The organism is Streptococcus gordonii, from assembly GCF_001553855.1.
Classification (GTDB): Bacteria; Bacillota; Bacilli; order Lactobacillales; family Streptococcaceae; genus Streptococcus; species Streptococcus gordonii.
Genome location: NZ_LQWV01000001.1, coordinates 1 through 14,373 on the forward strand (window position 1 = coordinate 1; position 14,373 = coordinate 14,373).

A 14,373-nucleotide genomic window follows, 5' to 3' on the forward strand; every position below is an offset into this window, starting at 1 on the left:
GGATCAAACTCTCATTTAATCGTTTGAGTCTTACTCATTTCTGTCCACTGACAGATTTATTTTTCGTTCTTTGACAGGTCACATATCTCTATGTCACCCTGCACTTGGTTCGTCTTGTTCAGTTTTCAAAGGTCTTTGTCTCCCTCCGAGACAACTATCTTAGTATATCATCTACTCGCTAAACTGTCAACTACTTTTTTTAAATTTTTTATCTTTTTTTATTATTCTTTTCTTTGGCTTTTTTAAACTTAAAATGTGAAAACAGACCGAAAGGGAGATTGCCTCTCCCTTCTTTTTAATCTAAACGAGGATTAAAATCCCTTAAGTGGTAAGACAAATCTTTGAGCATTGCCTTACGTCCTTTGAATCTTTCATCTGCCATCAACCTCTCGTATTGTTTTGCCTCTTCTGGGCTGAGACGGCTTCTATACTCTGACATGGCACTTCTAAAGGCTACCAGTTCATCTAGATAAAGCTCCTTCATTCTTAAACGATGGCCTATCTCGCTGACCTCTTCATAGGGTTGCCTGTCCAATTTGCGTTTTTGACTCTCTTGTCGGCGAATCAAATCATGAATTCTGTTCCGAAACTTGGTCTTGAAGTAACGGTACAGTCGTGGTTGATCTTCCAGTAGATTAGGATGGCTCTTTATCAATTCGTACAAAACCATCATCCCTTCCTGCCTCCAATCTGCATACTCCCATAAGTGCAGATAATAATCTTTATAACATCGTCTGACTATCCCTTCAACTTGTTTGTATACGTCCTCAAACTTCATTGACTAGTCCTTTCTTTTGATTTTAGAGGTTTTATCCTCATCTATTAATCTATCAAAGATCCTGGTGTTCTTGGACGTTGTTCGGTATTTGTCACTAATTTATTTTTATAATGAATTTAAAATTGCTTTTCACATACTCTTTGGTGAATTTTTTTGCAAAAAAACAAATCATCCTCAAGAATGATTTGTTATTAGATATTAGAGTTCTTTTTTATAGTTCTCTAATTCAGTTTTGTTAGCCCAAACAAAGTGGCCAGATTTAATTTCAACCATTTCAGGTTTTTCAACTGAATAGTCATGTTGATCTGGATCGTAGACTTTAAGGACTTTTTTACGCTCCAAGATTGGATCTGGAATTGGAACGGCCGATAATAACGATTTGGTATAAGGATGAATTGGATTGTTAAAGAGCTCTTCTGTTTCAGCAACTTCAACAATAACACCTTTATAGATTACTGCGATACGATCCGAAATGAAGCGTACCACTGACAAATCGTGAGCGATGAATAGGTAGGTCAACCCCAACTCTTTTTGGAATTTCTTTAGAAGGTTTAGGACTTGAGCACGAACGGATACATCCAAAGCAGAAATTGGTTCATCAGCAATAACGAAATCTGGTTGCATGACTAAAGCCCGCGCTATCCCAATACGTTGGCGTTGCCCTCCTGAAAATTCATGCGGATAACGTGTCAAATGTTCGGAAAGCAATCCAACTTCATGAATAATATTCTTAACCTTTTGTATTCTTTCTTCTTCATTTTCAAACAAATGATAGTTGTACAAGCCCTCAGAAATGATATAGTCAACTGTTGCACGCTCATTTAAGCTTGCCGCAGGATCCTGGAAAATCATTTGAATCTTACGAATAATCTCCGCAGATTCTTTTCTAGACTTCTTCCCATTAATCTGCTTTCCATCAAAGAAGATTTCACCTTTACTCGTTTCGTTCAAACCAATGATTGCACGACCAATTGTAGTTTTCCCTGAACCAGATTCACCTACGAGCGAGAAAGTTTCACCTCTATTAATAAAGAAATTTGCATTTTTAACAGCGACAAATTTCTTCTTCCCTTCACCAAAGGAAATCTCCAAATCTTTAACTTCTACTAATTTTTCAGACATTTCCTTCCTCCTAGCCTTCTAAATGAGCAAAGCCCATATTCAAGCGAATTTTATCATGTAAATTTTCAATAATTTCAGGCTTGTGAACCTTTGGTGCATCTTCATGAAGCAACCAAGTTTTAGCCCAGTGAGTTTCTGTGACTTGGAATTGTGGTGCTTTTTCTTCGAAATCAATTTGCATAGCGTAATCCGAACGAAGAGCAAAGGCATCACCTTTCAACTCGGTATAAAGAGACGGAGGAGTTCCTGGGATAGAGAAGAGTTCACCATGATCATTGGCCAACTGTGGCAAGCTAGATAACAAGCTCCATGTATAAGGATGGCGTGGATCGTAAAAAATTTCTTCAACCGTCCCGTATTCAACAATCTCACCAGCATACATAACCGCTACTTTATCGGCAATACTAGCAACAACACCCAAGTCATGAGTGATAAATATAGTTGTAAAGCGGTATTCGTTCTGCAATGATTTCAAAAGTTCGATAATTTGTGCTTGAATTGTCACATCCAAAGCTGTTGTTGGCTCATCACAAATTAGAATATCTGGACGACAGGCAAGAGCAATCGCGATAACAATACGTTGGCGCATTCCTCCAGAATATTGGAAAGGATACTCTTCAAACCGACGTTCTGCATCAGGTATTCCAACTTTTTTCATATAGTCGATTGCCATTTCTTTGGCTTCTTTTGCATCTTTGCCTTGGTGTTTGATAATAACTTCAGTAATTTGGCTTCCTATTGTATTGATTGGATCCAAACTAGTCATAGGATCTTGGAAAATCGTAGCGATCTTAGCACCACGAATTTTTTCCCAATCTTTATTTGATTTTAAAGTTGTCAAATCTTGACCACGGTAGTTAATAACACCTTGCGCAACGCGCCCATTATCTTCCAACATCCCAGTGAATGTTTTAGTCAACACAGACTTACCTGATCCTGATTCTCCTACCAAAGCTAATACTTCTCCTTCAACCAAATCAAGGGATACACCTCGAATGGCTGTCAGGACTTTATCACGAACGTCAAATTCCACGACAATATCGCGAGCAGTCAATATTACATTTTTATTTTGTATCATATTTACTCCTATCTATGTGTACGTGGATCACTAGCATCCGCCAAATTTTGTCCGACGATGAAAAGGGACAAGGATACCAAAATCAAGGTTGTCAACGGAATCCAGAAAAGGTAAGCATTGGTTGTAACGTTTTGTGAATAGTCAGAAATCAAACGCCCTAAACTTGGCACAGTTACTGGAAGCCCCAAACCAAAGAAAGAAAGGAAGGCTTCATAAGAGATAAAGCTTGGCAGCATTTGAGAGCTAGTTGTCATGATAACAGATACCAGTTGTGGCATAATGTTTCGAGCAACAATTTTAAAAGTAGACGTTCCCAAAGTACGGCTGGCAAGGTTGTACTCTAAATCACGATACCGCATGATTTGTACACGAATTAAGTAAGCAATCGAAATCCATGAAGTAATTGTCATGGCAAAGATTAGATTCCAGAATCCAGCTCCGATCGAATAAGTCAAGACAATAACAATCAATAATTGCGGAATATTTGAGATGACATTATAAACTTCCATCATAACGCGGTCAACAGATTTAGAAATCCCCCAAATACCACCAACAACAATCCCAATGATCAAGTTAATGGCTGTCGCAATAACGGAAATCAAGATAGAATTACGAGCACCAAACCATACTCCATCAAAGAGAGATTTACCATTGCTATCTGTACCAAACCAATATTTTCCATTTGGCGCAATATAACGAGCACTAAAATCATTAACTTTACTTACATCGTTATAATCAAAGTCAGACAACATTGGGTAAATAAAACTCATTAAAATAATGGTTAGCAAAATCGCCAACATAACAATGGTAGATTTCTTTTTCAGAAATTGACGAATAACAGATCTCCAGTATGAATAGGCTGGAGCATCAATTGCTTCAGAGGCAAAATCATCGCGTTTGACAAATTGGAATTTATTTTTATCAATAGAAGCCATTATTTACCTCCTTTTGTTGTTAATTTAATACGTGGGTCAAGCATTGTCATCAAAATATCACCTAAGAGTAAGGCAAAGACTGATAAACCAGTGAAAATGAAGACCAATCCGACTACCATAGAGTTATTTGAAGCTTTAACTGAGTCGATCAACATTTTACCCATACCAGGGAAGGCGAAGACAGTCTCTGTCAAGGTTGCCCCTTGAATAACTCCAATAACAGCCCCTGGAATTCCTGATACCAATGGAACCATGGCATTTTTGAAAATGTGTTTATTTGAAATTTCTTTTTCAGATAATCCTTTAGCACGAGCAAAACGTACAAAGTCTTGGGATTGCAAGTCAATCATATAGCGACGAATCCAGATAGCTGTGCTTGGCGCACCCAAAAGTCCCAGAATTACTGCCGGAAGAACATATGAACGCCAGTCTCCTGCGCCAAGAACTGGGAAAGAATCTGGAAGACCAACCGAAGAACCACCTAAGCGAATAATATAAACCAAGGCAATTGTTGGCAGGGCCAAAAGGAAGGTCAAGAGACCTGTTAATGAACTATCAATCCAAGTGTTTTTGAAGCGAGCCATGTAAGACCCTAATGGGACAGCAATCAGATAAGAGATTGCAATACCAATCAAACCAATAATCGCTGAGCTAACAAGCATGGATGGATATTGATAGTTGCTCTCTGTAGCTGTATATGGATCATCTTTTCCATAGTTTGCAATATCTCGCGAATCAGCTTTACTTGGTGACTTGTAAGTTCGTGAATAGATATTAACTGATGAAATTTTCTTTCCTGTAGGGAATTGAACTTCAGCTGACTTTGTTTGTCCTTGGCCTTGTGAAATAACCTGTAACACAGGAATATTTGCATAAGTTGGGTAAGAATTTCCTAAGTTCAAGGTCACAAAATTTTGATGAACAAACGGAAATTGAGCATTAAAGTATAGTAAATATTTATGCTTAGTCCCTGATCCAACTACAGACCAACCAATAGCAGGGTCGTTTTCAATACGAATATAACGTTTAAGTTTTGGATTCGTTTCATCTTTGACAAAACCAGTATGGTCAAATTGAATCAAATTCCCGTAGAAGCCAAGAACACGTTCAAGAACTGGCACCTCACGAACAGCATAAAACTGCTTGCTTTCTTCAAATTGGTGAAGCTTCCAGCCATTACCTAATTTTTTGATATAAGCTTCGTAGATTTTTTTGTTTGCATCAGTTCCTTCAACAGTTACAGAGCTATCTTCCTTGCTAGCTTTCTCCTGTAACTCTTTCGTATCATAATAATCCACATAGCCCATACGTTCATAGATTGTGTTTTCGTAATTGGCTTTTTTATCTTTTGTGGTTGCTATCTTGTTATAGTTAGGATCCTGTTTAAAAATCAATTTTCTTGGCACCATAGTATAAATAATGGTATAGGTCAAAGCCGTTACTAAGAAAATCGACACCAGGGAGCGTAAGATACGCATAAATATATATTTCTTCATTTATCGTTTCCTTTAAAATCCCAAAAGAACTTTCTCTCCTTTTAGAGAAAGTTCTAATGTTTGGTTATTTCACGTGTTTTTCTAACTCTTCTTGTGCTTTTTTATTAGATTCTGCACGTTCTTTATTCCATTTTTCTTGAGCTTTCTGATATTCTTTGGCTGTGACAGCTTTATCTTGTAATTTCAGATATTTGTAACTTGCCATGTCACGACCTTTAGCACCAGACCAAGCAAAAGGAGCTGTAAATGGTACAATCTTAGTTAAAACTGGACGTCCAGTCCTACTTGTTGTTGGTATCAACAAGGCGCTATCTGTTAGCCATGCTTGAGCGGCTGCATATTTTTCATAGCGTTTATTTACATCTGTCTTTTCAGCGCTAGCTTCATCAACTAGCTTAGCATACTCCTTCAAACCAACTTGGTCTGCAGCTGCATTTTCTTTACCATCAAACCCTAAGAATGTCTTGGTATTTTCACCGCCAGGCTTGATAATTTCAAGATAAGTTGATGGATCTTGATAGTCAGGAGACCAACCAACATTATCAGAAATATCCCAGTCTTCTTCAGCAGCTGAAGCAGCATAATATGTGATGTTCAAAACATCATCAGTCTTCATTTGATGAATGTCAACAACCACATTGTCTGTCCCAAGCGAGCTCTCAATTGATTGTTTCAAAGATTGAACACGCTGAACTTTAGCACTAGCAGTTTGGTCTACTGGCATATCCAAATGAATAGGGAATTCTACACCTTCTTCTTGGAGAGCTTTTTTAGCTTTCGCAAATTCAGCTTTAGCTTTTTCTTTATTGTAAAGACCATCTTGAGCATCGTCGAAGTTTACATCTTTCCACTCATCTCCATAGCTAGCCACTTTTTCTTTCACAAGTTCGCCGAAGCTCTTACCATCTGCCTGAACAAAAGTAGGTGGAATGTAGAGATTGCGGAGCATTTTCGTAGCCCCTTCTTTACCGTTAACTTGTGAAGCATAAGCCGTTCTGTCGAATGCAAAACTCAAAGCTTGACGGAAATCTTTATTCATCAAAGCTTTCTTTGTTGATGATTTTTGTGCATCACTTGACTTAGCTGTGTGATTGTACGCTTGACGATCAATGTTCACCCCAACTAAATAGCTTGAAGAATCTTGAGGAGTATAAACGATATTATCTTTGAATTCTTTTTCTACTTTAGAGAAGGTAGCACTTGTAGGAGCCAGTCTAGCCGCACTTAGAGCACCTTTAGCAAATTGCTCAGCTGGTTTACCTTGATCTTGCCCGTCAAAGTATGTTAATTTAACATCGCTCACATGGACATTATCTTTATCCCAATAATTTGGATTTTTAGCAAATTCAATAGATGATTTAGATGTGATAGATTTTAGTAGGAATGGCCCGTTGTATAGAAGACTAGTTGGGTCAGCAGCTTGAGCAAACTTGTCGCCTTTAGACTTCAAGAACTCTTCATTGACTGGATAAAGGATACCCATTGTTGTTTTAGAGTTCCAGAAACTTTCTGGCTCATTTAAAGTATATTGAACTGTGTGGTCATCAACTGCTTTAACACCAACTGATGAGAAATCCTTTGTTTTACCATTAACGTAGTCATCCAAGCCCTTGATAGAACTTTGAACAAGATAAAGAGTTTCAGACTTGTTGTCAGCAGCGTACTTTAGACCTGCCACAAAGTCTTGTGCCTTGACATCAGCATATTCTTCACCATCAGAAGTATACCATTTAGCATCCTTACGAAGTTTATAAGTATAAGTCAAGCCATCCTTAGACACTGTCCAATCTTCAGCCATCGATGGAACCAAGTTTCCATAGTTGTCATTTTCCAAAAGACCATCAATCAAGTTAGCTGTAAGGTCAGTTGTTGCTGCTTTACTAGAGATCAAATAATTCAAGTTTTCTGGATCAACTTCGTAGATATAGTTAAAAGCTTGATCTGCGCCAGAGCTTGATGTGTTTGATGTGTTTGATGTAGAATTTGAGCACGCTGCAAGAACGCCAGTAGCCAAGAGAGCAACTCCCGCAAGTGCAAGGATTTTACCTTTCTTCATCGTATATTCTCCATTTCAATTTCAAATTTAGTTTTGTCTAAGATTATATCACATAATAATTTAAATGTAAACCAGAATTGTCAGAATATTTTGTGATATTGACCTACATAGCCCACAAATACAATGGTTCCTATAGGATATTCAACTTGTGAAATATTGGCGATTTCAAAAAAACGGGTCTTATTATCCTCTTTTCGTTCTAAAAAAACAACTATCCTTCTTCTCACTTAATTACTAAAACACCCCTATCTCTCATTGAGATAGGGGGAATTATGGATTATTTTATATGCTTCTCAAGTTCTTCTTGAGCTTTTTTGTTAGATTCTTCTTTTTCTTTAATCCATTTCTTCTCAGCTTCTTGATACTCTTTCTTCGTCACTGGTTTATCTTGAAGCTTGATGTATTTGTAGAGGAAGGCACCATCTGATTTGTTACCTGTCCAACCAAAAGCAGCAGTGAATGGCACAACCCTAGTTACACCAGCTCCTCCACCATTTGAAGTGCTTGGAATCAAGATCGAACTATCTGTCAACCAAGCTTGAGCAGCTGCATATTTTTCATAGCGTTTTGTTGTATCTGTCTTTTCAGCAGCAGCTTCATCCAACAATTTTCCAAATTCATCCATGCCGATTTGTTTAGCAGCAGCATTTCCACTACCAGCTTCAAATCCAAGGAAAGACTTCGTGTTATCACCTGTTTCTGGGTGTAGAATCTCTAAGTAGGATGACGGATCTTGGAAGTCAGGAGTCCAGCCAAGTTGGTCTGTGATATCCCAATCCAAAGCAGCTGCATTTGGAGCGTAGTAAGTGATGTTCTGAACATCTTCTTGGGATAACATTTGAATATCAACCACAACATTGTCTGTTCCTAAACTCTTTTCAATAGACTGTTTCAAAGATTGAGCCCGTTTTACAATAAGAGTATTGGTCTGGATTGTTGGTATGTCCAGATGAATTGGGAATTCCACGCCTTCTGCTTGAAGAGCTTCTTTTGCTTTGGCGAATTCTGCTTTTGCTTTCTCTGGATTGTAGAGACCGTTAGTCGCATCTGAGAAATCAACATCTTTCCACTCATCGCCGTATTTGACAACATCTTCTTTTACGACATCTCCAAAATTCTTGTCACCAACTTGAACAAATGTTGGTGGGACATAGAGGTTACGAACAGATTTAAGGGCTCCTTCTTCACCGTTCACTTGGTCAGAATAGGCCTTACGGTCATAAGCAAAGTTCAAAGCCTGACGGAAGTCTTTGTTTAAGATAGCTTTTTTGGTAGATGTTTTTTGTGTATCTGTCGTTTTAGAAGTATGATTATAACTTTGGCGATCAATGTTTGTGAAAACAGTGAAAGTAGATGAACCTTGAGGACTAAAGATAATATTGTCTTTATATTCTTTCTCTACAGACGCATAGTTTGAACTACGAGGATAAACACGTGCCTTACTATAAGAGCCGTCTTTAAAGCCACGAATTAAGGATTCTTGGTCTTGCCCATCATAGAAAGCTAATTTAACATTGTCAACATGGACATTATCCTTATCCCAATAGTTCTGATTTTTCGCAAACTCGATAGAGGACTTCGAAGTTATACCTTTCAACAAGAAAGGACCATTATAAAGGATACTTGTCGGGTCAGTAGCTTGACCAAATTTGTCTCCTTTAGATTTCAAGAACTCTTCATTAACAGGGAATAGGACACCCATTGTTAATTTAGAATTCCAGAAGCTTTCTGGGTGTTCCAAAGTGAACTGCAAGGTATGATCATCGACAGCTTTAATCCCTACTGTTGAGAAGTCCTTTGTTTCCCCTTTGATATAGGCATCCAATCCTTTGATGGAATTTTCCACCATATAAAGAGCTTCTGACTTTTTATCTACAGCATGTTTCAAACCTGTCACAAAATCCTTAGCAGTTACATCTGCATATTCTTCGCCATCGGATGTATACCATTTAACTCCCTTACGCAATTTGTAGGTGTAAGTCAGGCCGTCCTTAGATACACTCCAGTCTTCTGCAAGAGATGGAACAAGATTACCATATTGGTCATTTTCAAGCAAACCATCAATGACATTAGATGTGATTTCATGGGTAGAGGTCTTATTTGATAAGGTATAGTCCAAAGTTTCTGGGTCTGTTTGATAAACATAAGTAAAATTAGTATTTGTGTTTGATGATCCAGACTTAGAACTAGAGCAGGCAGCCAAGACACCAGCAGCAAGTAAAGTAACACCTGCCATGGCTAAAACATTGCGTTTCTTCATAACATTCTCCTATTTAGGTTAGATTTATCTTAGATTATAACACTTCTCAAATAGAAATGAAAACCTTTTTATCAAAAAAAATCTATATTGTTATAATTATTTTTTATAGCTGGTTATAGCATATTGGGACGTGCCTGTGAAATCATCCAAAAGAGACGATCAAACCAAGCAAAGACACTACTTAAGGCTTGATAATCTCAAGCTTACAAAAAACGAGAAAGCTATTTAGCCTCCTCGTTAGGGTAATTGTTATTTTACATGTTTTTCTAACTCTTTTTGAGCTTTTTCATTAGATGATTCTTTTTCTTTCATCCAAGTTTTAAATGCCTTCTCATAATCCTTAGAAGTCAAGACATCGTCTTGAAGTTGCATGTATTTATAATTTGTAGCTGTCCCTTTACTTCCAATCCAAGAGTAGGCTCTAGTAAATGGAACTGATTTTTGAACCAGCGGATTAGCACCGTTTGAGATACTTGGAAGGGTCAAACCACTATCTGTCAACCAGGCTTGAGAATTTGCATATTTTTCATAACGCACACTCGTATCAGACGTTTCCTTATTTGCATCATCATTCAGAGCTTTATAATCATTTAATCCTAGAGCTGACACAACGTCTTGATTTTGACCCGGTTCAATTCCAATCGCTTGTAGCAATCCACCATTTGTCGGATCAAAAACATCTAAATATGTAGAAGGATCTTGATAATCAGGAGTCCAACCACTGGTTGAAAGATCATAATCTTTTTGAGCAGCCGAGTTGGCGAAATAACCCGTATTATTAAAGTCATCTTCGGACATCTGCTGGAGATCAACTACTACATTGTCCTTTCCAAGCGCTGACTCAACAGACTGTTTAAAGGAACTAGCTTGTTGGATTCCGGCCTTATCAGACTGACTTACTGGCAAATCTAGATGAATCGGGAAATTTACACCTTGAGCCTGCAGCGCTTCTTTAGCTTTTGCAAACTCTGCTTTAGCTTTTTCAGAATTATATAGACCGTCTTGGGCATCCTCTAACTTGACATCAGACCACTCTTGACCGTAGCTCGCTAGTTTTTCTTTCACGACATCTCCAAAATTCCGATCCCTAATCTGCACAAATGTCGGAGGTACTGCAAGATTGCGCAAGATCATTGATGCGCCGTCTTCGCCATTCGTTTGAGCTGCGTAAGCTTTTCTATCAAAGGCAAAACCGATTGCCTGACGGAAGTCTTTGTTTAAAATAGCAGCCTTGGTATCTGATTTTTGCTTGTCGTCTTTCTTAGAAGTATGATTATAAGACTGACGATTTACATTAAAGACATAGAAAAATGAAGTTCCACCTTGTTGAGAATAAGTAATATTATCCGCATATTTCTTTTTAACAGAAGCATAGTTCGAACTATTTGGGAATACACGAGCCAGGGTATAGGCACCATCGCTAAAATTACGAACTAAGGATTCTTGATCAGATCCATCATAATAAGATAGTTTTACATCTTCAATCGGAACATTTTCTTTATCCCAATAATTTTCGTTTTTCTTATATTCAATAGAAGATTTTGCCGTTAAAGACTTCAAAATATAAGGACCATTGTACAAAATACTAGACGGTTTAGCTGAGCCAAAACTATTTCCTTGGGAAGCTAAGAAATCAGCATTTATCGGGAATAAGATACCACTAGTCGTCTTCGAATTCCAGTAACTTTCTGGCTTATTCAAAGTATACTGCACTGTATAATCATCCAGTGCTTTTACACCTACAGTAGAAAAGTCTTTAGTTTCCCCTTTGATATAGGCATCCAATCCTTTGATAGAATTTTGAACAAGGTAAAGAGCTTCAGATTTGCCATCGGCTGCGTGCTTCAATCCTGTCACAAAATCTTGAGCTTTTACCTCAGCATACTCTTCGCCATCTGAGGTATACCACTTAGCATCTTTTCGAAGCTTGTAAGTATAGGTCAAACCATCCTTAGATACGGTCCAATCTTCAGCAAGAGACGGAATCAAATTCCCATACTTATCATTTTCAAGCAAACCATCAATCAGATTTCCAGTCACATCTGAAGTGGTAGCACGATTAGCAACTACATAGTCCAAAGAATCTGGATCATTACTATATACATAAGAATACACCTTTGTATTAGATGCTGTTGAACTACAAGCAGCTAAAATCACAGAAGATAAAACTGCAAGTCCAACTCCAACAAATCTTTTTTTCTTATTCATGAAATACTCCTTTCAAAATAAGAGATATTCAAATCATCCATGAGAGGTTTTCTCTGAAATATCACTCTAGTTTTTTACCATTTTGTCCATTATACCCTATTTCCCTGAAAAAATAAATCGTTTTAAGTAAAAATTGACTATTTTTTCATTTTTCATGTCAGAAAACATTACATATGAGTAAAAAACTCTACATCACAAAGATGTAGAGCCTTAGGTCTATTTAACATGATCAGCCAATTCTTCTTGAGCTTTGGCATTTGATTTTTCTTTTTCTTTCTTCCATTTTTTCTCAGCGGCTTTGTAGTCTTTCGCCGTTACAATGTCATTTTGAACTTCTCTGTACTTAAAGACGTAAACATCACCTTTGATACCAACCAGAGAGTAAGGTTTTGTGAACGGAACTGCCTTCATAACAAGCGGAATACCACCGTTTGATTGAATTGGAATGACCAAAGAGCTATCTGTTAACCAAGCTTGAGCTGCTGCATATTTTGTATAGCGAGCAGTTGTATCTTGTTTTTCAGAATCTGCCTCTTCATTTAATTTCTTAAATTCGTTCAAGCCCAGTTTGTCTGCTAAATCAGCATTTTGTCCTTTTTCCAAACCGATATTTTGGAGCATATCTCCTTTATCTGGATCAAAAATATTCAAATAAGTTGATGGATCTTGGAAGTCAGGACCCCAACCAGCAATGTTGATATCGTAGTCTTTTTGAGCCGCAGTCTCCGCAAAGTACGTTACATTATTTTTATTTTCTGTAGACATTTGCTGTACATCAATAACAACATTATCTTTACCAAGGGCTTCTTCAACTGATTGTTTAAATGAATTAGCCTGTTGTACCAAGAGGTTGTTTGTTTGATCAACAGGAAGATCTAAGTGAATCGGGAATTCAACACCTTGTGCTTGGAGAGCATCTTTTGCTTTGGCAAATTCTGCCTTAGCTTTTTCAACATTAAAGAGTCCATCTTGAGCATCGTCTAATTTGACACCCTTCCACTCATCACCATAGCTCGCCAAATCTTCTTTAACGATGTCTCCGAAGTTCTTTTCGCCAATCTGAACGAATGTTGGCGGTACTAAGCTGTTTCTAAGTGAGCTAGTTGCCCCCTCTTGACCGTTTTGCTGCGCTCCATAAGCCGTCCGATTAAAAGCGAAGTTGATTGCCTGACGGAAATCTTTGTTTAAGAGAGCAGCTGTTGTAGATGTCTTTTGTGCATCTGTTGTCTTGGCTGTGAAATTGTAGGCTTTACGGTTGTAGTTAAAGGCATAGAAGAATGTCGTTGCATCTTGAGGAGAGTATACAATATTATCTTTGTATTGTTTTTGCACTGAAGCATAACTTGAACTATTTGGATACAAACGAGCTTGTGTGTATGTACCATCTTTAAAGTTACGAACAAGCGCCTCTTGATCAGAACCATCAAAGTAAGTCAACTTGACGTCTGAAATCTTCACATTGTTCTTATCCCAATAGTTGTCATTTTTTGTATATTCAATAGATGATTTAGATGTGAAGGACTTCAGGAAATATGGACCGTTATAGAGAATTCCTGAAGGTTTTACAGTACCGAAATCTTTACCAGATGATTTTAAAAATTCTTCGTTAATTGGGAAAAGAATACCCAATGTGGTTTTAGAATTCCAATAACTCTCTGGCTGATTGAGTGTATATTGGACTGTATAATCGTCAATCGCCTTAACTCCAACCGTTGAGAAGTCCTTACTTTCACCTTTTACATAAGCATCCAAACCTTTGATAGAGCTTTGAACAATTGGAAGCGCATCTGAATTGCTGTCAGCCGCGTGCTTCAAACCAGTAACAAAGTCCTGCGCTTTGACTTCTGCATATTCTTCACCCTCAGAAGTATACCATTTAGCACCCTTCCGAAGCTTATATGTATAAGTCAAACCATCTTTTGATACCGTCCAATCTTCTGCTAGAGATGGCACAAGATTTCCGTATCTATCATTTTCTAATAGTCCATCCACTAAGTTTGCAATAACATCAGACGTAGTTGAACGATTAGTATTTGTATAATCCAAGGTATCTGGGTCTGTTGAATAGACATAAGAATAAGTCTTTGAAGCCCCTGAGTTAGAATTTCCACATGCTGCTAAGGTAAAAACAGAAGCAAGCGTAAGCCCTAAAACAGCTAATTTTTTCACTGGTTTCATTGTCGCATCTCCTTTTAATGTTATTTGTATTATTATACTCTATTATTTTATAAAAACAAGTATTTTTTTAAAAAATTTTAAGCATTATATTATTTTTTGTTCCACGAACGCCTACACATTCACTTTTGTTCGTCTTTTTGTTTAAAATAAAAATAATGTAAAAAGATCATTAAAAAAACGTTCATATTCACAAAGTATATTTATTCATAATACTTTTTTCAAAGAAGGCAAACCTCTACAACAGCTATTTTTATGGTACAAT

The 14,373-nt window shown here is 37.4% G+C and carries 9 protein-coding genes; all 9 read right to left on the minus strand.

All coding sequences use genetic code 11. The annotated features are described in order from the left end of the window. Nucleotides 1–295: 295 nt before the first annotated feature. Nucleotides 296–778, minus strand: a complete 483-nt coding sequence (locus tag AWH02_RS00005) for a sigma-70 RNA polymerase sigma factor region 4 domain-containing protein (RefSeq protein ID WP_060553923.1) — start codon at nucleotides 776–778, stop codon at nucleotides 296–298. A 198-nt stretch (nucleotides 779–976) separates the two neighbouring features. Then, nucleotides 977–1,900, minus strand: coding sequence for an ATP-binding cassette domain-containing protein (locus AWH02_RS00010; protein WP_060553922.1), 924 nt, complete (start codon nucleotides 1,898–1,900; stop codon nucleotides 977–979). 10 nt (nucleotides 1,901–1,910) lie between these two features. Then, the gene (locus tag AWH02_RS00015) at nucleotides 1,911–2,978 is read right to left on the minus strand and encodes an ABC transporter ATP-binding protein (RefSeq protein ID WP_008809622.1); all 1,068 of its coding nucleotides are present in this window, start codon (nucleotides 2,976–2,978) and stop codon (nucleotides 1,911–1,913) included. An 8-nt stretch (nucleotides 2,979–2,986) separates the two neighbouring features. Further along, nucleotides 2,987–3,913 (minus strand): oligopeptide ABC transporter permease OppC, encoded by a 927-nt coding sequence (gene oppC, locus AWH02_RS00020; protein ID WP_045634045.1) that lies wholly within the window; start codon nucleotides 3,911–3,913, stop codon nucleotides 2,987–2,989. Next, the gene (locus tag AWH02_RS00025) at nucleotides 3,913–5,409 is read right to left on the minus strand and encodes an ABC transporter permease (RefSeq protein WP_045634046.1); all 1,497 of its coding nucleotides are present in this window, start codon (nucleotides 5,407–5,409) and stop codon (nucleotides 3,913–3,915) included. The genes oppC and AWH02_RS00025 overlap by 1 nt, the downstream gene beginning before the upstream one ends. A gap of 64 nt (nucleotides 5,410–5,473) precedes the next feature. Further along, nucleotides 5,474–7,465, minus strand: coding sequence for a peptide ABC transporter substrate-binding protein (locus tag AWH02_RS00030; protein ID WP_060553921.1), 1,992 nt, complete (start codon nucleotides 7,463–7,465; stop codon nucleotides 5,474–5,476). Between the two features lie 277 nt (nucleotides 7,466–7,742). Beyond that, nucleotides 7,743–9,725: a peptide ABC transporter substrate-binding protein gene (locus tag AWH02_RS00035; protein WP_060553920.1), complete on the minus strand. Its 1,983-nt coding sequence runs from the start codon at nucleotides 9,723–9,725 to the stop codon at nucleotides 7,743–7,745. A 249-nt stretch (nucleotides 9,726–9,974) separates the two neighbouring features. Then, nucleotides 9,975–11,933 carry a peptide ABC transporter substrate-binding protein gene (locus tag AWH02_RS00040; RefSeq protein ID WP_060553919.1) on the minus strand — a complete coding sequence of 653 codons (1,959 nt, stop codon included), beginning with the start codon at nucleotides 11,931–11,933 and terminating at the stop codon, nucleotides 9,975–9,977. A 216-nt stretch (nucleotides 11,934–12,149) separates the two neighbouring features. Continuing rightward, entirely contained in the window at nucleotides 12,150–14,111 is a 1,962-nt protein-coding gene (locus AWH02_RS00045) for a peptide ABC transporter substrate-binding protein (protein ID WP_060553918.1), read from the minus strand. Nucleotides 14,112–14,373: the final 262 nt, after the last annotated feature.

Excerpts from the sequence above, each read along its gene's own strand:
- AWH02_RS00015 (WP_008809622.1), bottom strand. The coding sequence starts at position 2,978 with ATGATACAAAATAAAAATGTAATATTGACTGCTCGCGATATTGTCGTG.
- AWH02_RS00030 (WP_060553921.1), bottom strand. The coding sequence starts at position 7,465 with ATGAAGAAAGGTAAAATCCTTGCACTTGCGGGAGTTGCTCTCTTGGCT.
- AWH02_RS00005 (WP_060553923.1), bottom strand. The coding sequence starts at position 778 with ATGAAGTTTGAGGACGTATACAAACAAGTTGAAGGGATAGTCAGACGA.
- AWH02_RS00045 (WP_060553918.1), bottom strand. The coding sequence starts at position 14,111 with ATGAAACCAGTGAAAAAATTAGCTGTTTTAGGGCTTACGCTTGCTTCT.
- AWH02_RS00040 (WP_060553919.1), bottom strand. The coding sequence starts at position 11,933 with ATGAATAAGAAAAAAAGATTTGTTGGAGTTGGACTTGCAGTTTTATCT.
- AWH02_RS00010 (WP_060553922.1), bottom strand. The coding sequence starts at position 1,900 with ATGTCTGAAAAATTAGTAGAAGTTAAAGATTTGGAGATTTCCTTTGGT.
- AWH02_RS00025 (WP_045634046.1), bottom strand. The coding sequence starts at position 5,409 with ATGAAGAAATATATATTTATGCGTATCTTACGCTCCCTGGTGTCGATT.
- AWH02_RS00035 (WP_060553920.1), bottom strand. The coding sequence starts at position 9,725 with ATGAAGAAACGCAATGTTTTAGCCATGGCAGGTGTTACTTTACTTGCT.
- oppC (WP_045634045.1), bottom strand. The coding sequence starts at position 3,913 with ATGGCTTCTATTGATAAAAATAAATTCCAATTTGTCAAACGCGATGAT.